The sequence below is a fragment of the Bradyrhizobium diazoefficiens genome, from assembly GCF_016612535.1.
GTDB classification, from domain to species: Bacteria; Pseudomonadota; Alphaproteobacteria; order Rhizobiales; family Xanthobacteraceae; genus Bradyrhizobium; species Bradyrhizobium diazoefficiens_C.
The window spans coordinates 3,024,046-3,043,357 of the sequence record NZ_JAENXS010000002.1 but is presented as its reverse complement, the minus strand read 5'-3'; the positions used below and the strand labels follow the sequence as shown (position 1 = coordinate 3,043,357).

At 60.2% G+C, this 19,312-nt stretch carries 17 protein-coding genes, 1 pseudogene and 2 riboswitches; of the genes and pseudogenes, 14 read left to right on the top strand and 4 right to left on the bottom strand.

Annotated elements, in window-relative coordinates; genetic code table 11:
* Window positions 1–39: 39 nt before the first annotated feature.
* Window positions 40–162: a hypothetical protein gene (locus tag JJE66_RS38755; RefSeq protein ID WP_311979915.1), complete on the bottom strand. Its 123-nt coding sequence runs from the start codon at window positions 160–162 to the stop codon at window positions 40–42.
* Between JJE66_RS38755 and JJE66_RS31080 the strand changes: the two genes are divergently transcribed.
* From JJE66_RS31080 to JJE66_RS31050, 7 genes and pseudogenes are all read left to right on the top strand, one after another.
* Window positions 106–426 carry a transposase gene (locus JJE66_RS31080; protein ID WP_311979912.1) on the top strand — a complete coding sequence of 107 codons (321 nt, stop codon included), beginning with the start codon at window positions 106–108 and terminating at the stop codon, window positions 424–426. The genes JJE66_RS38755 and JJE66_RS31080 overlap by 57 nt on opposite strands.
* A complete protein-coding gene (gene tnpB / locus JJE66_RS31075) occupies window positions 420–773 on the top strand; it encodes an IS66 family insertion sequence element accessory protein TnpB (protein ID WP_200515194.1) in 354 nt (117 codons plus the stop codon). Before JJE66_RS31080 ends, tnpB begins: the two co-directional genes overlap by 7 nt.
* Before the next feature lie 51 nt (window positions 774–824).
* On the top strand, window positions 825–2,390 hold the full coding sequence (gene tnpC, locus JJE66_RS31070) for an IS66 family transposase (RefSeq protein ID WP_200515193.1): 1,566 nt from the start codon (window positions 825–827) through the stop codon (window positions 2,388–2,390).
* Window positions 2,387–2,989: a plasmid pRiA4b ORF-3 family protein gene (locus JJE66_RS31065; RefSeq protein ID WP_200515192.1), complete on the top strand. Its 603-nt coding sequence runs from the start codon at window positions 2,387–2,389 to the stop codon at window positions 2,987–2,989. The genes tnpC and JJE66_RS31065 overlap by 4 nt, the downstream gene beginning before the upstream one ends.
* A 36-nt stretch (window positions 2,990–3,025) precedes the next feature.
* Window positions 3,026–3,285: pseudogene (locus JJE66_RS31060) on the top strand (hydrogenase formation protein HypD); the annotation flags it as partial.
* The gene (hypE, locus tag JJE66_RS31055; RefSeq protein WP_200518466.1) at window positions 3,282–4,322 is read left to right on the top strand and encodes a hydrogenase expression/formation protein HypE; all 1,041 of its coding nucleotides are present in this window, start codon (window positions 3,282–3,284) and stop codon (window positions 4,320–4,322) included. The pseudogene JJE66_RS31060 and the gene hypE, both read left to right, overlap by 4 nt.
* A gap of 428 nt (window positions 4,323–4,750) precedes the next feature.
* Window positions 4,751–4,839: riboswitch (glycine riboswitch) on the top strand.
* Between the two features lie 110 nt (window positions 4,840–4,949).
* Window positions 4,950–6,374, top strand: a complete 1,425-nt coding sequence (locus tag JJE66_RS31050; protein WP_200518464.1) for an L-serine ammonia-lyase — start codon at window positions 4,950–4,952, stop codon at window positions 6,372–6,374.
* 112 nt (window positions 6,375–6,486) lie between these two features.
* On the opposite strand, the gene JJE66_RS31045 is transcribed toward JJE66_RS31050, so the two are convergent.
* On the bottom strand, window positions 6,487–7,410 hold the full coding sequence (locus tag JJE66_RS31045) for a LysR family transcriptional regulator (protein WP_200518462.1): 924 nt from the start codon (window positions 7,408–7,410) through the stop codon (window positions 6,487–6,489).
* Window positions 7,411–7,631: 221 nt separating this feature from the next.
* On the opposite strand from JJE66_RS31045, the gene JJE66_RS31040 reads away from it, so the two are divergent.
* The 3 genes from JJE66_RS31040 to JJE66_RS31030 all read left to right on the top strand — a co-directional run bounded on the left by JJE66_RS31040 (window position 7,632) and on the right by JJE66_RS31030 (window position 11,694).
* Entirely contained in the window at window positions 7,632–8,615 is a 984-nt protein-coding gene (locus JJE66_RS31040) for an ABC transporter substrate-binding protein (protein ID WP_200518460.1), read from the top strand.
* A gap of 248 nt (window positions 8,616–8,863) precedes the next feature.
* Window positions 8,864–10,543: a methyl-accepting chemotaxis protein gene (locus tag JJE66_RS31035; protein WP_200518458.1), complete on the top strand. Its 1,680-nt coding sequence runs from the start codon at window positions 8,864–8,866 to the stop codon at window positions 10,541–10,543.
* 185 nt (window positions 10,544–10,728) lie between these two features.
* Window positions 10,729–11,694 (top strand): PDR/VanB family oxidoreductase, encoded by a 966-nt coding sequence (locus JJE66_RS31030; RefSeq protein WP_200518456.1) that lies wholly within the window; start codon window positions 10,729–10,731, stop codon window positions 11,692–11,694.
* Between the two features lie 345 nt (window positions 11,695–12,039).
* On the opposite strand, the gene JJE66_RS31025 is transcribed toward JJE66_RS31030, so the two are convergent.
* Both JJE66_RS31025 and JJE66_RS31020 read right to left on the bottom strand, forming a co-directional pair.
* Window positions 12,040–13,059 carry an aromatic ring-hydroxylating dioxygenase subunit alpha gene (locus JJE66_RS31025; RefSeq protein ID WP_200518454.1) on the bottom strand — a complete coding sequence of 340 codons (1,020 nt, stop codon included), beginning with the start codon at window positions 13,057–13,059 and terminating at the stop codon, window positions 12,040–12,042.
* A gap of 187 nt (window positions 13,060–13,246) precedes the next feature.
* Window positions 13,247–13,570, bottom strand: a complete 324-nt coding sequence (locus tag JJE66_RS31020) for a hypothetical protein (RefSeq protein ID WP_200518452.1) — start codon at window positions 13,568–13,570, stop codon at window positions 13,247–13,249.
* A gap of 164 nt (window positions 13,571–13,734) precedes the next feature.
* On the opposite strand from JJE66_RS31020, the gene JJE66_RS31015 reads away from it, so the two are divergent.
* The 4 genes from JJE66_RS31015 (at window position 13,735) to JJE66_RS31000 (ending at window position 19,234) form a co-directional block, all read left to right on the top strand.
* Window positions 13,735–14,895, top strand: a complete 1,161-nt coding sequence (locus tag JJE66_RS31015) for a mandelate racemase/muconate lactonizing enzyme family protein (protein ID WP_200518450.1) — start codon at window positions 13,735–13,737, stop codon at window positions 14,893–14,895.
* Between the two features lie 72 nt (window positions 14,896–14,967).
* Window positions 14,968–16,110, top strand: coding sequence for a Xaa-Pro peptidase family protein (locus JJE66_RS31010; protein WP_246756603.1), 1,143 nt, complete (start codon window positions 14,968–14,970; stop codon window positions 16,108–16,110).
* A 118-nt stretch (window positions 16,111–16,228) separates the two neighbouring features.
* Window positions 16,229–17,668, top strand: a complete 1,440-nt coding sequence (locus tag JJE66_RS31005; protein WP_200518446.1) for an amidohydrolase family protein — start codon at window positions 16,229–16,231, stop codon at window positions 17,666–17,668.
* A 51-nt stretch (window positions 17,669–17,719) separates the two neighbouring features.
* Window positions 17,720–17,822, top strand: a riboswitch (glycine riboswitch).
* 146 nt (window positions 17,823–17,968) lie between these two features.
* Entirely contained in the window at window positions 17,969–19,234 is a 1,266-nt protein-coding gene (locus tag JJE66_RS31000; RefSeq protein ID WP_200518437.1) for a D-amino acid dehydrogenase, read from the top strand.
* Window positions 19,235–19,312 lie beyond the last annotated feature (78 nt).

Genomic DNA, 19,312 nt, shown 5'->3' with positions numbered 1-19,312 from the left:
ACAATGGACGACCATTCGGACGACATAAGACGACCGTTGTCACCGCGCATAGAAGTGTACGCCGGCGGCGGCCGGAAACAGTGGCCAGATGATTTGAAGGCGCAGATCGTCGCGGACAGTCTCGAGCCGGGCGCGATCGTAACAGATGTCGCACGTCGCCATGGCTGCCGGCCCCAGCAGGTGCATGACTGGCGGCGCCGGGCGCGTTCAGGTCAACTGGTGCTGCCAGCTGCGGGGGGAGCACTGTCGTTTGTGCCGTTGGTGTCGGAATCGTCGCCATCGGTGGCTGCAGCTCCCTCCGGGTCGCCGGAAGCAGCCGTTGTGACGGTTGAGCTCCATGGGGCACGAGTTGAGGTGCGAGGGACGCCTGGCCTTGCCGTGTTGAGTGATGTGTTTGTTGCGTTGCGCCGGACACGTTCATGCTGACGGCTCCCGCTGGCTTCATGATTTATGTTGCGACCCGACCTGTAGACTTCAGGAAGGGCGCAGATGGCCTGGCGCTGTTGGCGAAGGAGACGCTGGGCCACGATCCGATGAAGGGCGTGGCGGTGGTCTTCCGTGCGAAGCGCGCTGATCGGGTGAAGATAGTTGTCTGGGATGGTAGTGGCCTCGTGCTGTATTGGAAGCGGCTTGAGGGCAGCGCCTTCAAGTGGCCGCCGATCGTTGACGGCGTCATGCGAATGAACGCCGCGCAGTTGTCCGCGCTTCTGGCCGGCATGGATTGGACACGCATGCATGCGCCTCGAATCCTGCAGCCGAAAGCGCTTGCGTAGGACATAAAATCTTCGCTGCATCGGGGCGCGAAGCATGACAGACTCGGGCCAATGAGTGATTTGCCTGATGAGCTGCCGAGCGATCCAGCCGAGTTGCGTGCCTTTGCCGCGGCTCTGCTGGATCGCTGCGCCAGGCTCGAGCGGTTGCTCAAGCTTGCAAAAGACGCGCAGTTCGGTCGATCCTCGGAAAAGCTTGACGCTGATCAGCTCCAGCTTGTTCTGGAGGATATCGATCAGGCTGTCGCGGCTCTCGAAGCAGCCGAGGACCGCGCCAATCCCAAAGCACGCGAGAAGAGAGCTGCCGAGCGGAGGGCCAATCGTGGCAAGCTGCCGGAGCATTTGCCGCGCATCATCGAGACCCTGATGCCCGCTGCAACCTGCTGCCCGTGCTGCGCAGGCGACCTTTTTGAGATCGGTCACGATGAGAGCCAGAGGCTGGACGTCGTACCGGCGCAGTATCGCGTCATCGTCACCCGCCGCCCCAAACTGGCCTGCCGCGCCTGTCACGGCGTCGTCCTCCAGCGTGCTGCTCCCGAGCGATTGATCAGGGGAGGACTGCCGACCGAGCGGCTCGTCGCGCATGTGATCGACGCCAAGTATCATTGGCATTTGCCGCTTTACCGCCAGGCGCAGATGCTGGCGACGCACGGTATCGCCATCGACCGTTCCACGCTCGCCTTCTGGGTCGGCTACGCCGCCCAGGAATTGAAGCCCTTGTGGCATCGTCTGCGCCAGCTTCTGCTCGCCTCTTCGAAGCTCTGTGTCGACGAGACCCCCGCACCGGTATTGGATCCGGGGCGCGGCAGGACCAAAACCGGCTACTTCTGGGCGCTGTCACGCGATGACAGGCCCTGGGCCGGACCTGACCCACCTGTTGTGGTTTACGCCTATGCGCCGGGCCGTGGGGCCGTTCATGGCTTGCAGCTACTTGAGGGCTTTCGCGGCATCATCCACTGCGACGGTTATCAGGCTTACAAGACTATGACCCGAGAGACGCGTGCGGACGCCTTGTCCGGGACGCTCGCCTTCTGCTGGTCGCATCTGAGGCGCCAATTTGTGAAGATCGAGCGCGAGGCTTCGCCTGCGCCAGCGCCGGTTGCCCGCGAGGCTCTTGAGCGCATCGCCGAACTTTACGCGGTCGAAAAAGCGCTCCGCGGCCGATCAGATGTCGAGCGCCGTGCTGGCAGGCAGGCGCATGCCCGACCTCTGGCTACAGCCTTGAAGCAGTGGTTTGAGGCCAAGCTTGATCACCTTGCACAGAAGAGCGACACGGCGAAGGCCTTGCGTTACGCGCTGCGTCATTGGGACGGCTTGACGCTCTATCTTGATGACGGGCGCATCGAGATGGACACGAATGCTGTCGAGCGTGCGATGCGGCCGATCAAGCTCAACGCCAAGAACTCCCTTTTTGCCGGTTGCGACGAGGGCGCCGAGAATTGGGCAGTGCTGGCTTCGTTAATCGAGACCTGTAAGCTCAATGGCGTCAATGCCGAGCACTGGCTCGCTGATGTTCTCGCGAAGCTCGTCAATGGTTGGCCTGCGGCGCGACTGGACGAACTGCTCCCTTGGGCATCGATCTACACGATGCATGCACACGATCCGAGGCTGGCGGCATGAGCCTGAACACGACCGCGGTCCGGATCAAGGTGACCCTCAAGGACGTAAAACCGGAGGTGATGCGTCGCCTTGTCGTGCCGCTCACGCTGCGCCTTGATCGGCTGCATCTGACGCTTCAGGAGGCATTCGGCTGGACGAACAGTCACCTCTTCGAGTTCTTCGCTGGTGAGGCACATTGGGGGATTCCCGACCCCGACAATGATTACGGCCACCAGCCCATGGATGCCCGTAAAGCGCGGCTTTGCGATATCGTTCGAGAGACCGGCGCCAAGACGATCCACTATCTCTATGACTTCGGCGACAGCTGGGATCACGTGATCAAGCTCGAAAAATGGTTCGACAACACCACGACGGAGGGCATGCCCTTCCTGCTCGAGGCCGCCGGTCGTTGTCCTCCGGAAGACGTCGGTGGTGCGCCAGGCTATGCCGAATACCTCGACGCCATCAGCGACCCTGCTCATCCGGAGCGCGAAAATATGCGCCGCTGGGGCCCGGAGCGGTTCGATCCCAACGTGATCGACCGGAAGGCCCTCGAGGCCGCCGTCAACGCGTTGTCCGACACATGGAAACCGCGGCGACACGCCACGCGAACAAAATAGACGTCAAGCGCGATTCAAAAGGGCCGCAGAGCTACGCTTACGCTGAAGCAAACCTATGCCAGATTTGATGCGGAGATCTGTTTCGCCATGACGAGCTGCGCGTCGCCGACAATCCGGCCTGCGAATGCGGCGCGATCCTGCACGGTGTGAAGAAACCGGTCGACTGCGAGCTGTTCGGCACGGTGTGCACGCCGGAGACCCCGATGGGGTCCTGCGTGGTCTCCTCGGAACGCGCATGTGCCGCGCATTGGACCTATGGTCGATTCCGCGATCGTCAGCAGAAGCGGGCGCCATGAAAGCCCATCAGCGCAAACTCGACATCAAGCACGGCTGCGTCGACCTGTCGCACGGCTCCGGCGGCCGCGCGATGGCGCAGCTGATCTCGGGCCTGTTCCACGAATCATTCGGCAACGAATGGCTGGCGCGCGGCAACGATCAATCCGCCTTCGACGTCGGCGGCGGGCGCATGGTGATGACGACTGATGCCTATGTGGTCTCGCCGCTGTTCTTTCCCGGAGGCAATATCGGCTCGCTTGCGGTGCACGGCACCGTCAACGACATCGCCATGGCCGGTGCCCTGCCGCCTTATCTGTCTGCGAGCTTCATTATCGAGGAAGGCTTTCGGTTTTCAGACCTCAAGATAATCGCGGACTCGATGGGCCAGGCGGCGCAATCCGCCGGCGTCCATATCATCACCGGCGACACCAAGGTGGTCGAGCACGGCAAGGCCGATGGCCTGTTCATTTCGACCGCGGGCGTTGGCCTGGTGCCTGAGGGATTCGATTTCTCCACTGAGAATGCGAGGGTCGGAGACCAGGTGCTGATCTCCGGCACACTCGGCGATCACGGCGTCGCCATCATGTCAAAGCGCCAGAACCTCGCCTTGGAAACGGAGATCGTCTCGGATTCGGTCGCCCTGCATGATTTGGTCGCCAGGATGGTGGCGGCGGGCGGCCGCGGCATCCGTCTGATGCGAGATCCCACGCGAGGCCGGCTCGCGGCGACACTGAACGAAAGCGCCCAGCAGTCCGAACTAGGCTTCAGCCTCCAGCAAGAGGCGATCCCGGTCAAGCCGGGGGTGGCGGCTGCCTGCGAGCTGCTCGGGCTCGATCCGCTCAACGTCGCCAATGAGGGGAAGCTGCTCGCGATCGTCTCGCCTGATCTCGCCGGGGCCGTGCTGGCCGCCATGAGAGCCCATCCGCTCGGTCGCGATGCCGCCGATATCGGCGAAACGGTGCCCGATGAGCATCACTTCGTGCAGATGGCGACGAGCCTTGGCGGTGCCCGGATCGTCGACTGGTTTTCGGGCGAACAACTGCCCCGGATCTGTTGAGGTCCAAGATGCGCATTCTGCTCCTGTTGCATTCCTCCAACAGCCTGACGCACCGGCTGCATGTCGAGTTCGCGAGCGCGGTCACACGGTTTCGGTCGAGCTCAACATCCATGCTGACATCACACCCGAAAGCGTGAAGCTGCATCAGCCTGGTCTCGTCATCGCTCCGTTCCTCAAGCGGGCGGTCCCGGAGGATGTCTGGGCAGCGTCCGTTGCCGGCTGTGCACTGCGGATTGATCGATAAGACCAATCGGCTCAATGCAAAACGCCCAGGCCGAAATCCGTCCACCGGCAAGCCAACCCGTAAACGACCACAGAACAGCAAGACGTCGCATCTTCGCTTCATCGTTGACCCAAGCCGCATAGTAGAATACTGGAGAAAGGCAGCCACGAATTTGATGTCGTGACTTGGAAGGTCGAGTCCCAAAGACTCGCTTGCGGAAGAGATCGGCTTCGGCCGACGCCGAAGGAGCAACCGCCCCGGAAACTCTCAGGCAACAAGGACCGCGGGTGACGGAACAACATCTGGAAAGAGGTGCCTTGGCACCCGCCGACGGGATAATACTCTCAGGCAAATAGACAGATGGGGCGCATTTGTAATCAATCACTTGATTGAGGTGCGCGCCCATGTCCAAGATAGTCGAACAAGTCACCACGCCCAGTTTGTCGCCCAGGCGTCTAACCGGTCCGATCAGTGTACTCGATCTATTCACAATCGGGATCGGCCCATCCAGTTCGCATACCGTTGGACCGATGCGCGCGGCCCAGCGGTTCATCGAATGCTTGGGCGAAGATCTGTGGCGCTGTCGCTCCGTCGTCGTCGAGCTCTACGGCTCACTGGCACTGACCGGCAAAGGTCACCGCACCGATATCGCCATTCTGCTGGGGCTGTCGGGCTGGCTGCCAGAATCCGTTGATCCTGAAGCCATACCCATCATCGCCGGGCTGATCCGATCGCGTTCTGAAGTCATGCTTGGCGGTCGCCATGCGGTTGGCTTCGCTGAGGCCAAGCACCTGATCTTTTGCAAAGGCGAGTTCCTGCCGGGGCACTCAAATGGTATGAAATTCGTCGCGCATTCGGATACGGGAATCCTGCTTGGCCAAACCTACTATTCCGTTGGCGGCGGCGCGATCGTGTGTGAAGGCGATCAACCGAGCAGGCCCCCTGTTCGAAACGTTGGATGTGAGCCGTACCCATTCACGACAGCGCGCGAGCTTCTTGCGATCGGTGAGAGCACCGGCTCGACGATTGCCGAAATCGTTGCTGCCAACGAGCTATCGCACAGGGAAGAGACTGAAACCAACGCATTCCTGGAACGCGTTCGCGATGCAATGATGCGCTGCATTGATCTCGGATGTGTCAACGAGGGCGTTCTGCCTGGTGGCCTGAATGTACCGCGCCGTGCGCCAGGTCTGTTCAGCAAGCTGACGGGAGCCTCGAAGGGGCCGGCACATCCATTCCACGTGATGGAGTGGGTCAGCCTCTTTGCTCTCGCCGTCAATGAAGAGAATGCGGCCGGGGGGCGCGTCGTCACCGCGCCCACGAACGGAGCTGCCGGCGTCATACCTGCGGTCCTGAAATTTTCCGAGATGTTCTTTCCAGATCCGAACCCGGCAAAGGCACGCATTTTTCTCCTGACGGCGTCCGCGATCGGCATGCTCTACAAGCGAAACGCTTCAATATCCGCCGCCGAAATGGGGTGCCAAGGCGAGGTCGGTGTCGCCTGCTCGATGGCGGCAGCAGGTCTTGTGGCTGTCCTCGGTGGCACCAACCTGCAGATTGAGAACGCCGCCGAGATCGGCATGGAGCATAATCTCGGTCTCACCTGTGATCCGATCGGCGGTCTTGTGCAGATCCCGTGCATTGAACGCAACACAATGGGGGCGATCAAAGCGATCAACGCGGCGATGCTCGCGTTGCATGGGGATGGCCGACATCACGTGTCCCTCGATGCCGTCGTCGAGACGATGCGTCAGACGGGGCAGGACATGCGCACCAAGTACAAGGAAACGAGCCTCGGCGGCCTCGCCGTGAACGTGGTTGATTGCTGAAGGCAAGCTAGCCAGAGGACTCATTCGTCAAGGGACGATTGTTTCCGGCAGGGCTCCTGATCGCGTGGCGCTTTCGGCGTAACGGTGTCGCTGGTCAAAGCCACGTGCATCTTCACCCCGCAACCGGAAAGCCGATCTGCCGAGAGTTCCGTCGTCGATGTGCGACATCGAGGATAAGAGTTCGCAGCCACTGCAGCCCCGGATCCCGTTCGTGCGAGATGCGCCACTGAAGAACGTCGGTCATGAGGGGGAGAGATATGGGAGCTTCCACTTTCCTTATTGGCAGTGTGGCCGTTGCCCGATCCGCCAGGTCGGCGGGGATGAGCGCGAGGAACTGGGTCCCGATAAGGGCTTGCGGAAGCAGGGTGAAGCTTGGCGCTGTTATCCCAGCCTGCGGAGCGCGGCCGAATTGCTTGAAGAACCATGCCTCTATGAACGTCGCTCGCTCGCTATAGGCCTGCGCATGACGCGTCTCCAGAAACTGTTCGAGCGTCAAGCTGTCTCCGACGCGTTCGTTATCCTTCCATACGATACATTCGTAGCTGATCGAAGGAAGGGCGGCGAACGGACAATCTTCCAGCATGAATCGATCCGGAACGATCAGGAAATCGATTTCGGTACGAAAAAACCGGGTGCTTGGACCTTGGTAGAATATATTCACCGAGGGGGCGACAGCGCGCAATTCGGCAAGGATATCGACGATGAGGGTTGCCCAGACATAGTCCGAGCACGCGATTGTAAAATGCCGGTCGGAAGTCGCCGGGTCGAACGAATTTCGCATGGCCAGGAGCTTTTCCGTTTCGGTCAGGATGGCGCGAAGCGGCGCCACCAATTCCTCTGCGAGAGGGGTGAGAGCCATTCGGCGGCCGTTCCGAACCAGCAACTCGTCTTCAAAGTGCTGGCGCAACCTTGATAGAATCCCGCTGGTCGCCGACTGGCTGAGCAGCAGTCGCTCGGCCGCCCGCGATATGTTTTGATGGGTCAGGATCGCGTCCAAGGCGACGAGCAGATTCATGTCGAGGTGCCGGAACCGCATGGGTGTTCTCTTCGAGGTTTCCATGGTGCCTAGGAAGCTCCTCGCTCCCTTCCTTGGCGCGAGTGTACCCGACGCGCATTTGCCGGCTGCGATGTTTGTGCCTGTCCCCGAGCCCGCAGGCAGCTTGACATTAACAAAATTGTGATCACAATGCGAGATCAAATACCGGGGCGGCTCGGTTTCTACGACGGGCACTTGCCCAGAGACAAGAGGAGGGACTTATGTCGAAGCTGCGCCAAATTCTTGGGATAGTTGCGGTCTCGATTGCCGCCTTGTCCTGGACAACCACAGCTCAGGCTTTGGACACTGTGAATGTCAGGTTCAGCTGGAAGCTCAAGGGTGAGTATGGCTTCCTCTATCTCGGCAAGGCGAGAGGCCTCTATCAAAAAAAGGGGATCGACGTCGTTCTCGGCGAAGGTGCAGGTGCGCAAGCCGCGCTGGGTGGCCTCGTCCGCGGCAACGAAGATGTCGTGATAGCTCCGGCGATCTTTGCCATTTCGGCGATCGAAAAAGGAATGCCGGTCAAACTCGCGGCGATCTACCAGGAGCGAGCTCCATTCGTCCTCATCTCCTGGCCGGACAAAGCCATCACGACACCTGCGCAGATGGAAGGCAAGTCGCTTGCGATCTCGGTCGGAGACCCCGCCACGACCTATCTCGACGTATTCTGCACGATCAACAAAATAAGCTGCGAGAAGATCAACAAGGTTCAAGTCGACCCGCAGGTGAGATTTCCGCAATTCATGCAAAGGCGCGTTGATCTCGTCAGCGTATATACAAACGTCGATCTGCCGCTTATCGAAGATCGCACCGGGACAAAATTTCCCGTACTGGACTTGCCGAAGTACGGCCTCGGCCTACCTGGGCTGGCTGTCGTGGTCAGCGACAAGGGAATTGCCGAAAAGTCTGATTTGCTGAGGCGCTTCCTCTCTGCAACCGAGGAGGCAATCGAACTGACCAGGTCAGACCCGGCTGCAGCGACGGCGGCGCTGAAGGGCGCCTGGAGCGCGGCCCCGTCCGACGAGCTGATAAAAGCCCAGATAGTTGCAACGTCAGCCACGCTGAATTTCGAGAAGGGTCGGCCGGCCGGCTGGATCGGCGACAAAACGATTTCGGACGCGCTGAAATTGATGTCCTCAACCGAGAGCATCGACCCGAACAAACCGGTTACAGACTTCTACACCAACGATCTGCTGAAGAAATAGCTTGCGCAACGTCGTTGGCCGCGGTCGATAGATACAGCTATCCGACCATCTGCTGCGGTCCCGCCGCCTCATCGCGCTGACCGGCATGGCGCCTCGTCGCCGAGGCGAAGCGTTGTGAACGTCGTACATTTCCTCCTTGGATAGTTGCCCAGCCCCCAAGTCAGGCACGAATGAACGTGCGGTATGCCACATCGACTGCGAACTCTTGCGCACCGGCTCGCAGCTCTGCCAGCGGGAAGAATGGTTACATGTTCGGATCTCTTCGCATCTCCACCAAGCTTTTGATCGTCGTCTTGTTGTCTATTCTCGGGATGGTCGGCACGGCCGGCATCAGCCTGTCCAGCCTGAAGGACAGCTTACTCGAGGATAGAAAGGCAAAGGTGAAGGAGTTGGTTCTGCTCGCTCGTACCGCGATCGAAGCCGACTACCAAGCCGGGCGTAAAGCCGGCCTGTCAGAACTGGAGGCGCGTGAACGATCGAGGGCGCTGCTTCGCATGCTGCGTTACGACAAGGATAACGCCTTCTACGCCGCGACCAAACAAGGAATCCTCGAAGTGCATCCCAAGCAAGCTGTCGAGGGCAAAGATATGACGCAAACGAAGGACTCAAACGGCGTCTATTTTTTTCGCGAAGCGGTCGCAGCCGCTGCTCGCGGCGGCGGCTTCGTCACGTTCAGCTTCCCACGCCCTGGCGGCAGCGACCCTGTGCAAACCCTGACTTATGCCACTGAAGTGCCAATATACGGCTGGGTTCTGACCAGCGCCCTCTATATCGACGATATCGATCAAATCTTCTGGACCGAAGCGCGCCGCCTGGGAGCGATCGTCTTCTTCATTCTCGTGCTCGTGACTGGAGTATCCCTCCTGATCAGTCGCAACGTGGCTAACCCCATCGCCGCAATGACGGCGGCGATGCGCGATCTCTCGAGTGGAGCGACCGAGGTAACAATTCCGGCTCAGGACAGAAAGGACGAGATTGGCGCAATGGCCAGATCCGTCCAAGTCTTCAAGCAGAGCATGAGCGAGACTATTCGTTTGCGTCACGCTCAGGATGAGCTGAGGCAGCAGAGCGAAGCTGAGAAGAGGCAGTTCATCACCAAGATGGCCGATGAATTCGAAGGTGAGGTCAGGAGATCGCTCGATACGCTCGCCAAGGCTGCGCACGAAATGCATAGGACCTCCCAACGCATGTCGACCTCCTCGGAGGAAGCGACCAAACAGGCGACGACTGTCGCGGTAGCCGCAGAGCAGACCTCCGCCAATGTGCAGACAGTCGCTGCCGCAACAGAGCAGCTTTCCGCATCCGTTCATGAGATCGGTCGCCAGGTGGATCAATCGACAACGATTGCTTCGCAGGCCATGGATGAAGCCAAACGCACCAACGAGGTTGTGCATGGGTTGTCGGCCGCGGCCCAGAAGATCGGCGATGTGGTAAAATTGATCACCAATATTGCCGGTCAGACCGACCTTCTGGCCCTCAACGCCACCATAGAGGCCGCGCGCGCTGGAGAGGCTGGCAGCGGCTTTGCTGTAGTTGCAAATGAAGTAAAGTCGCTCGCCGGCCAAACAGCGAAGGCAACCGAGGCAATTTCCGCGCAGATACAAGCCATGCAGGGGGCGACCACGGAGGCGGTCGAGGCCATCGAGGGCATCGGTAGCACGATCGTCTCGATCAACGAGATCACGGTGGCTATCGCGTCTGCTATTCAGCAACAGGGTATAGCGACCGGCCAAATCGCCCGTAACATACAGGAAGCGGCGCGTGGCACCAACCAGGTCTCGGATAACATCGTTCGCGTCAATCGAATGGCAAGCGAAACCGGCGCAGCGGCGCAACTTGTGTCTCGTTCGGCCGAAGAACTCAGCAAGCAGTCTGCTGGCTTGCTTGTCGATGTTGAACGCCTCGTAGCCGACATTCGAGGCGCATAGGCTCGCTGCCAAGGCAGCGGGCAGCAATTTGTCCGCAGGAGTTCGGCTGTACTATCGATCTGGCCGATAGTTGGGCTCCGAGAAACCAATTTCCGGGTCATTCTGGAATTGAATAACATTCAGCCCTTAGGCAGTGATTGCGGCGATGGCGGGCAGTCGCTCATGGCATGCGCCGGATTGGAACGATGATCGATCCAGAACATACGATGGAAGCGCGGATTCGCAGGCTGCATTACGTTGCCCGCGATATCATGAGCATCGAGCTCGAATCCGCGACCTCAAGAGAACTTCCGCGTGCTTCTGCCGGATCGCACGTTGATGTCCATGTCTCGGATAAGATCGTTCGCCAGTATTCGGTGTGCAATGACCTCTCCCAGTCAGGCTATTACAGACTTGCAATACTCAATGACCCCGGCTCGAGAGGAGGATCCAGGGCGATTCACGAGACCTTTCGTGAGGGAATGATCGTCAAGATTGGGCGGCCGCGCAACAACTTCAGGCTCCTTGAAGATGGCGGACGCGCGATACTTCTGGCGGGGGGAATCGGAATCACTCCGCTTCTCTCGATGGCCTATCGGCTTCAGGCAATCGGCAACGATTTTGACTTTCACCTGTGCTCTCGGACCCAGGATCGTGCGCCCTTCGTCGATGAAATCTCGGCCTCGCCGTTCGCACCGCGATTTCGGCTCCACGTTGACGACGGGCCGGCTGAGCAGCGATTTCAGCCAGAGTTGGACCTTAATGGCGTGTGCTCCAGCACGAGCATCTACATATGTGGACCGAGAGGATTTATAGACTTTGCCGTCTCTGCCGCGAGAAAAGCCGGCTGCCTCGAGGAGAGAATTCACACCGAAAGCTTCTCCGCGGGCGACGTGAAGGGCGGAGCGTCGTTCACGGTTGTGGCCTCACGCAGCGGCCAACGATTTGTTGTGCCCAGTGACAAATCGATCGCGTCGGTTCTCGAGGAGAATGGAGTTTCCGTCGAGCTTTCGTGCGAGCAAGGAATATGCGGAACGTGCCTTACGAGAGTCCTCGCGGGCCGACCTGAGCACAGGGATTCCTTTCAGACCGACGCCGAGAAGCAAAGAAACGATAGGATCGCGATCTGTTGTTCTCGGTCTTTGTCCGAGGAATTGGTTCTCGACGTCTAGCGACGTCCAGGGAGCCAGTTCGAGCCAATCCGCCGGCGAGGGGGCGCGCTGCTGAGGTGCTTCGCAAAGGATGCCTGAGAGCCATTGCCAGGCGTATGGCGCGATCGGCACGGATAATGAGGTGTCAGATCGAGTCTGACGAACCTTCCCACGACTTGCCATTGCCATGGTCAGCGAGTTTTCGCGCTGGGAGCAAAAAAAAAGCCGCCGTTCTGATGCGGCGGCCAAGTCAGGGAGGGGCAGACGCCCGGTCTGCCAGCGGAAACGATCGACCCTACGACCTGGGTAGCCTGAGAAGCCCTGCGTCGCCTGGTGTCTGGCGATCAGGCCGCCAAATGCGCGCCGTTACGGCTGCTCGGCTTTGAGCTGAGCCTCCACGATCCGCCGTGCCCTGACTGCCGGGCCGTCGGTCTGTAGAAGAACCGGTTTGAGCGACATCAGGTCCTGGGTGTTCACCATGCGCTGCTGAGCCTCGATCACGGGCTTGTCTTCATCGTCGAACAGAGCCACGCCGGCCCTTAGCAATTCCTGGCTGAGGTCATCCTCATCCTGGCGGAAATCGCGCGACATAGCCCAGAAGTAGTGTGTCGATGTTTCTGTTTCCGGCGTGAGCAGGTGAGACGTTGGAATTGAGAGGCCGTCTTCTACCGGTCTGTTGACGCCGGTCATGCCGACGTCGAGCAGAAGCAGCGACGGAGCGTTCCACCGCATGAAGTTGCGATGGTCGCCTCGCTGATCCTTTGGAAACCCCAGCATCTGAAAATACTTGTTCGGCAGTTGATTAGGGCGCGAGAATCTTGCCCAAACTTCGTTGGGCTGCGGTTCTTTTTCAGCCTCGAATTTGGGCGGCCCCTCCGCATTCTTGAACATCGGGTGAAGATACTGCCCATGACTCAAATCGAGCAGGTTGTCGGACACCAGCTGATAATTTGCCCGGACGTGAAGATAGCTGCTAACCGTCCGAAACTTCGGGTTGGTCAAAACACTGAAGTCCGCGATCAAAGACTCGTCCGCCTTGCTTGCGTCTCCAAGCCAAATCCAGGCTACATCGTGTTTCTCCACGACCTTGTAGCTCTTGACTTTGGCTGCCCTCGGGATCGCGCCATCGCCATGCGGATTGAGAGTACATGCGCCGCTCGGATCGAAGCACAGTCCGTGATAGCCGCATTCGACGATGTCGCCTTTGAGCTTGCCGAGGTGAAGCGGGACGAAGCGATGCGGGCACCGGTCGGTCAGGGCGGCGATATCGCCGGCTTCCTTGCGGTAGAAGACGATGCCTTCATTGGCGATCGTTCGTGACAGCAAGCTGCGTGTGATTTCACGCGACCATGCCGCGGCGTACCAAGTGTTCTGGATGAATGACATGGGCTCCTCTTTGCTCCGTTCTGTCGGACGGCTGTCGGAGGAAACTCTCACCATTAGAGCAGTTTTAAAAATCGGCATTTTCAATGCAAACTATCGGGATCTCCGATAGTTCGCCGATCGAGCGGGCCCTTCATGATCGCAAGAGGGGAGATCGATGCGCCACTGGCGCTCTGTATCCTTGCTAACGCTAAGATGCGTGGCGCTGTGAGCGGCTCTCGTCCACTTCATAGACGTGCCGCTCGAACCGGTCCACCAGCGTGTGCATCACCCGGCGTGCTTGGATAAACGTCTCGGAGCCGGCTCGAGCTGCCATGTCGGCGTCGTATGCTGCGCGAGTGGGAAATCGACACTCCCACCTGACGTCAGGCCCATTTCCTTCGCGCAGGACGAGGATTTCGCCGGGGTCGAGCCCGAGCTCGCACCGGATGCGGGTTGCCTGGCGGCGCTGCTCGAGCACTGCCGACGCTTGGCCCTGCTTGGCAAAGTAGTTCGTTGCTTCGACGATCGTCAATCTTTTCTCCTCCGCCCCCGTAGGGCCTTCGACGCCCACCGCCACGCGGCCTCGCGCCACTTGACCGGCCAGCATTATGATCATAAAGTGTGATCACGATAAATGATCTTGGCTTTTAACCTAGCAAACCGAGTGCGAAACTGAAACGAATAAGGCAGGCCCATTTGCCCACGATCAAATCCGTCGAAACATTGATTGTCCAACTGCCGACCCGGCGAGAGCACAAATGGGCAGGTCTGACCGAGGTGATCGGTCGCTATGTCATCGTTAAGATGACCGACAGCGACGGTCGCGTGGGTTGGGGCGAGGCGCCGGCACTCAAGGACTGGGGTGGCGAGTTCGGCCGGTATTTCGGCGAATCCGCCGTGATCACGCGCGTCGTGATCGACACCTATCTGGCGCCTGCGATTGTCGGTGTCGAGCTCGGTAATATCGCCGAACTGCACGCGCGAATGGACGCCGTCATCAGGGGCTACCCCTATTCCAAGGCCGCCGTCGAATTCGCCGCCTACGACCTTGCCGGTCGTTGGCTCGATATCCCCGTCAGTACCCTGCTCGGCGGCAGGGCGCGCGATCGCGTGCCCGTGACGCATTCCATCGGCTTGATCTCGATCGAAGAGGCCCGCCTCGAGGTTGCCAAGCTCGTGCAGGAGGGGGTGCGGACCATCAAGGTGAAGATCGGCGTCGATCCGGATCGCGACGTTGCGATGGTCGGTGCCGTGCGCGAGGTCGCCGGCAATGCCGTCGAAATCTGCGTTGACGCCAACGAAGGCTACAAGACGCCCGGCGAGGCCGTTCAGGTCGTTCGCAGGATGGAGAAGGATCGGCTAAAATATGTCGAGCAGCCAGTCATGGGCATCGAGCGCATTGCTGAGGTTGGCCGCCGCATCGATGCGCCCGTCATGGCCGACGAGTCAGCCTGGAATGCGCACGATTCGATCCAGATCGTTCGGTCCGGCGGCATCCAGATCGTCTCCATCTATACGACCAAGGCTGGTGGTCTCTACAAGGCCATGGAGGTCGGCGCGGTGTGCCGGGCAGCCGGCATCATCTGCAACGTCAACGGCTCGATCGAGACCGGAATCGGGAATCTCGCCAACGTCCAGCTCGCCGCAGCTTCACCCGCGGTGACCCTGTCTTGCGTCATTCCGATTTCGACGCCGGCGGAGTTCCTGAAGGGTCAGGTCGCCGGCATCTACTATAAGGACGACCTGCTAGTCGAGCCGATGAAGGTCGCGGATGGCGCAATCGTCGTTCCATCCGGACCGGGCATGGGTATCGAGGTCGATCAGAAGAAAATCGAAAAGTACCGCGTGCGGGACTAAGCACGCAGCAAACAATTTGATAAAGAGGGAGCAGTCATGCGGGCGGAAATCGTCGCGAAACAAGTCAAGTCAATGTCTCAGCATGAGCTGGATGCCATCATCTGCTCGTCGCCCGAAAATTTCTCGTACACTGCGGGGTTCGTGGTCCCCTCGCAACCGCTCATCCGTCACCGCCATGCGATGACCATCGTCACTGCCGACGGCCGCACGGCATTGTTCGGCGTCGATATGGAAGCATCGACGATCAAACGTCGCCAGCCGGGCGTGCCTACGCGCATTTGGGCGGAATTCTCGGACGATCCCATGCTTGTGCTCGCCGACCAGCTCGCGGGGCTCGGACTTGCTCACGGTCGCATTGGACTCGAAATGGATTACCTGCCGGCGGGTGATTTTGCCCGTTTGCTCGCGGCCATGCCGGCCGCGAAGTTCGAGCGCGCCGAGCCGATCCTGGCGCGGCTCCGTCAGATCAAGACTTCGGAGGAGATTGCGCTCTTGCGCAGGCTTTCCCGCATTGCCGACCAGGCCATCACCGACACGCTCGCCGTGGTCGACGAGGGCAATTCCGAAATGGACATCGCCGGCCACTTGACGCGCAATGTCTATACTCTGGGCGCCGATCACTTCAAGCTGATGATCGTGGCGACCGGCGAGCGCAGCGTCTTGCCGAACGTCGGCCCGTCGGAGCGCATCTTGAAGCGTGGGGACGTCTGCCGGGTGGAGATCTTTTCCGTGATCGATGGGTATCAGGCCGGCGTCTGCCGTACGGCGATCGTCGGCGAGGCGCCGCCCATGGCCGAGAAGATCTGGGCGCATCTGGTCGAATGCAAATACGAGATCATGGAGAAAGTGAAGCCGGGTGCGAGCTGTCGTAATATCTACGATGCGTTCATTGCGAAGCTCGCCAAGCTCGATCTGCCGCCGATCTCGTTCGTGGGGCACGGCATTGGCCTGCACCTGCACGAAGATCCCTATCTCGGACTGACGCCGGTGCTGGGCAAGCCGGGCACCGACGCTCCGCTCGAGGAGAACATGGTGCTCGGTTTCGAGCCGCTTTGCTACGACACCGGCCATGGCTTCGGAATGCAGAACAAGGATATGCTGCTGGTGACGGCCAATGGATCGGAACTGCTTTCCGACTACGCCGACACCGACCGGCTGATTCCCGTGGGTACGGCCAAGAGGAGCGGGGCCGTGCGCAGGGCTGCCGTCGCCTGACGGAGGCTCCAAGGGGACGAGCTGTTTCGCTCGTTTGAAGATCGCTCGACATCGCCCGGCCTCCCGGCGCGGTGCGCCGGCGGGGCGATCGTGATGTCAGAGTAGTGGGTGAAAAGGCATGCGCACGCTGATCAAGGACTTGAACTTTGTTTTCACGGTCGACGAGAACGACACGGTCGTGCGCAACGCGAGCCTCGTCGTCGAAGACGACCGTATCGCGGATATCGGTCCAGCCGATGACGTGGCCGCGCGGCAAAAGAAGGTCGGTTTCGACAAGGTGATCGATGGCAAGATGCTCGGTATCTGTCCGGGCTTCGTTGACAGCCACGTTCATCTTTCGGAGACGCTGTCGCGCGCGGTATTTCCTGACAACCTCAATACCCGCGCCTGGGTGTTCCACTGGGCCAAGCCGTTTTACGCCCACATCACCGAAGAGGACGAATATTGGGGCGCGCTGCTGGGCATCACCGAGATGCTGCGGTGTGGCACCACGTGTTTTCTCGACATGGGCTCGCAATACGATCCCGGCATCGTCATTCGCGCGATGGAAAACGTCGGCATTCGCGGCATCACCGGGCGGCACGCCGCCGACAATCCTCCGCCCGAGCTCCCCCGCGGCTGGACCAAGGAAATGGTGGATCATCATTTCTTCCCGAATGCCGAGGCGGCACTCAAGGTGCTCGAGGATTGTGTCCTCCGCTACAACGGCGCCCTCGACGGCCGTGCGCGTTGCTGGGTCAATATCGAAGGCAAGGAACCGTGCAGCCTGGAACTCCACGTTGGAGCGGTCAAACTGGCTGAGAAGCTGGGCGTCGGCACCACCTATCATCTCGCGACCTCGATCGAAGAGGCAAAGGTTTGCGAGAGGAAATATGGCTGCTGGCCCATCACCCGCATCGATCGGGCCGGGGGCATCGGAAAGAACCTGGTGATCGCCCACGGCGCGGCCGTTTCCGACGCAGAGGTCCGTCTGCTCGCCGAGCGTGGCGCCAGCGTCGCCTTCTGCCCATGCTCGTCATTCAAGCTGGGGAAGGGAGCAACCGCGATCGGAAAATACCCGGAGATGGTGAAGGCCGGCGTCAAGGTCGGCCTCGGCACCGATGGCGTGTCAGCCGCCGGCAACATGAACCTCATGCGGCAAATGCTGCTCGTCGCCGGCATGTTCAAGGACGCCCGCCTGCAACCGGACATCTTCACCGCACGACAAGCACTGCGCGCCGCGACCATCGAAGGTGCAAAGGCGTTGATGTGGGACGACGAGATCGGTTCGCTGGAAATCGGCAAGAAGGCCGATTTCGTCCTCTTCGACCTGGACCACGTCGAATGGACGCCGTTCTACGACCCCCTGCAGGCTCTGGTATTCTCCGCATCGACCGCTTCGATCGTGCAGACCTGGGTCGACGGGAAGCCGTCATATGTCGACGGCAAGGTGCAGGGAGTCGACGAGGCGCAGATTCGGCGCAAAGCCCGGCAACTCGCCGCGGCGGCGGTCGAGCGCGCTGGTTTGCATGACGAAGCCGTCGAGACGACCACGACGCTTTACGACGTCGGCAATTGACCGGCCGGCTCCAGTTGCGGAGGCACAAGAGAGAAGAACCTATCGCGTTCAACAGGCTGCATGGGAGAGATCGGTCGCCGTCGTGACGGTGTTGGCCGGCGCCGAAGGAGCAACCCCCAGGAAACTCTCAGGCAAAAGTGACCATGCAGCTGAACGATCTGGAGAGTGGCACTTCGAGTGCCCACCGAAGGGGACCGCCGTGCCGGCCGAGCCGTCGCGGTCAATCTCTCAGGTACAGCGACAGATTGGGGACAGCCGCGGGCCTCGGCCCGCTTCCCAACTTTGATCGCGGAGAACGAAATGCCACATGTTGTCGTCGTCGGCGCCGGTATCACCGGCGTCACCACCGCCTATGCCCTTCTCAACCGCGGCTATTCCGTCACGGTGATCGAGCGTCAGCGTTATGCGGCCATGGAGACTTCGTTCGCCAATGGCGGCCAGCTTTCCGCAAGCAATGCGGAGGTCTGGAATAGCTGGTCGACCATCATCAAGGGGGTGAAGTGGATGTTGAGGCGCGATGCACCGCTCCTCATGAATCCGGCGCCGAGCTGGCACAAATATGCCTGGCTTGGCGAATTCATCTTCAACATCAAGAACTATCGCGACAACACAATTGAGACCACACGGCTCGCCATCGCCGCGCGCAAGCATCTCTTCGCCATTGCCGAGCGCGAAGGCATCGAATTCGACCACGAGCGTCGCGGCATCCTTCACTTCTATCGGGACAAGCAGAGTTTCCAACACGCGCTGAAGGTCAATGCCATGCTCGTGGAAGGGGGGCTGGACCGTCGTCCAGTGACGGCCACAGAGGTGAAGTCGATCGAGCCGACGCTGCATGGCGATTTCTTCGGAGGCTTCTATACCCCGTCGGATTCCACCGGCGACATCCACAAGTTCGTTTGCGGTCTCGCCAAGGCATGCGAGCGGCGTGGCGTGCGCTTCGTCTTTGACGCCACCGTGAGGCGGATCGCTCGCGACGACATTCTCCGCATCCAATATTTGCGTGATGCGCCTACAGGCGGTGCGCATGTCGACGAGATTGATGCAGACAGTGTCGTGATATGCGCCGGTTCCGCAAGCCGCGATCTCGCGGCGATGCTGGGCGATCGGTTGAACATCTACCCTGTAAAGGGCTATTCGATCACCGTGCACCTCGACGACGAGCGGAGCCAGAAAGGGGCGCCCTGGGTCAGCCTGCTCGATGATGGCGCCAAGATCGTTACCAGCCGGTTGGGTGCTGCGCGCTTTCGCGTCGCCGGAACGGCAGAGTTCAACGGCGTAAACCGCGACATACGCCAGGACCGCATCAAGCCGCTGGTTGACTGGACGCGAGCGCTGTTCCCCTCTGTCGACACCAACCGCGTCGTGCCCTGGGCCGGGCTGCGCCCGATGATGCCGAACATGATGCCGCGGGTCGGCAAGGGCAGGATTCCGGGCGTCTTCTACAACACCGGTCATGGCCACCTGGGCTGGACCCTGTCGGCCGCAACAGCGGAGACGGTTGCTGAATGCCTTGCCGGCGAATTTGGGCCCAGCATCGCGGAGTGGCTCCGACTGGCAACGTAGCCCGTCGAACTATGGAGTGGTTTGCATGCGCCGTCAGCAATTCTCTCGCTTGACAATCACAGTTGTGATCATAAGCTG

Bases quoted from the DNA above. Each gene is read 5' to 3' on its own strand.
- JJE66_RS38755 (WP_311979915.1), bottom strand. From the start codon at position 162: ATGGCGACGTGCGACATCTGTTACGATCGCGCCCGGCTCGAGACTGTC.
- tnpB (WP_200515194.1), top strand. From the start codon at position 420: ATGCTGACGGCTCCCGCTGGCTTCATGATTTATGTTGCGACCCGACCT.
- tnpC (WP_200515193.1), top strand. From the start codon at position 825: ATGAGTGATTTGCCTGATGAGCTGCCGAGCGATCCAGCCGAGTTGCGT.
- JJE66_RS31065 (WP_200515192.1), top strand. From the start codon at position 2,387: ATGAGCCTGAACACGACCGCGGTCCGGATCAAGGTGACCCTCAAGGAC.
- hypE (WP_200518466.1), top strand. From the start codon at position 3,282: ATGAAAGCCCATCAGCGCAAACTCGACATCAAGCACGGCTGCGTCGAC.
- JJE66_RS31050 (WP_200518464.1), top strand. From the start codon at position 4,950: ATGTCCAAGATAGTCGAACAAGTCACCACGCCCAGTTTGTCGCCCAGG.
- JJE66_RS31045 (WP_200518462.1), bottom strand. From the start codon at position 7,410: ATGCGGTTCCGGCACCTCGACATGAATCTGCTCGTCGCCTTGGACGCG.
- JJE66_RS31040 (WP_200518460.1), top strand. From the start codon at position 7,632: ATGTCGAAGCTGCGCCAAATTCTTGGGATAGTTGCGGTCTCGATTGCC.
- JJE66_RS31035 (WP_200518458.1), top strand. From the start codon at position 8,864: ATGTTCGGATCTCTTCGCATCTCCACCAAGCTTTTGATCGTCGTCTTG.
- JJE66_RS31030 (WP_200518456.1), top strand. From the start codon at position 10,729: ATGATCGATCCAGAACATACGATGGAAGCGCGGATTCGCAGGCTGCAT.
- JJE66_RS31025 (WP_200518454.1), bottom strand. From the start codon at position 13,059: ATGTCATTCATCCAGAACACTTGGTACGCCGCGGCATGGTCGCGTGAA.
- JJE66_RS31010 (WP_246756603.1), top strand. From the start codon at position 14,968: ATGTCTCAGCATGAGCTGGATGCCATCATCTGCTCGTCGCCCGAAAAT.
- JJE66_RS31005 (WP_200518446.1), top strand. From the start codon at position 16,229: ATGCGCACGCTGATCAAGGACTTGAACTTTGTTTTCACGGTCGACGAG.
- JJE66_RS31000 (WP_200518437.1), top strand. From the start codon at position 17,969: ATGCCACATGTTGTCGTCGTCGGCGCCGGTATCACCGGCGTCACCACC.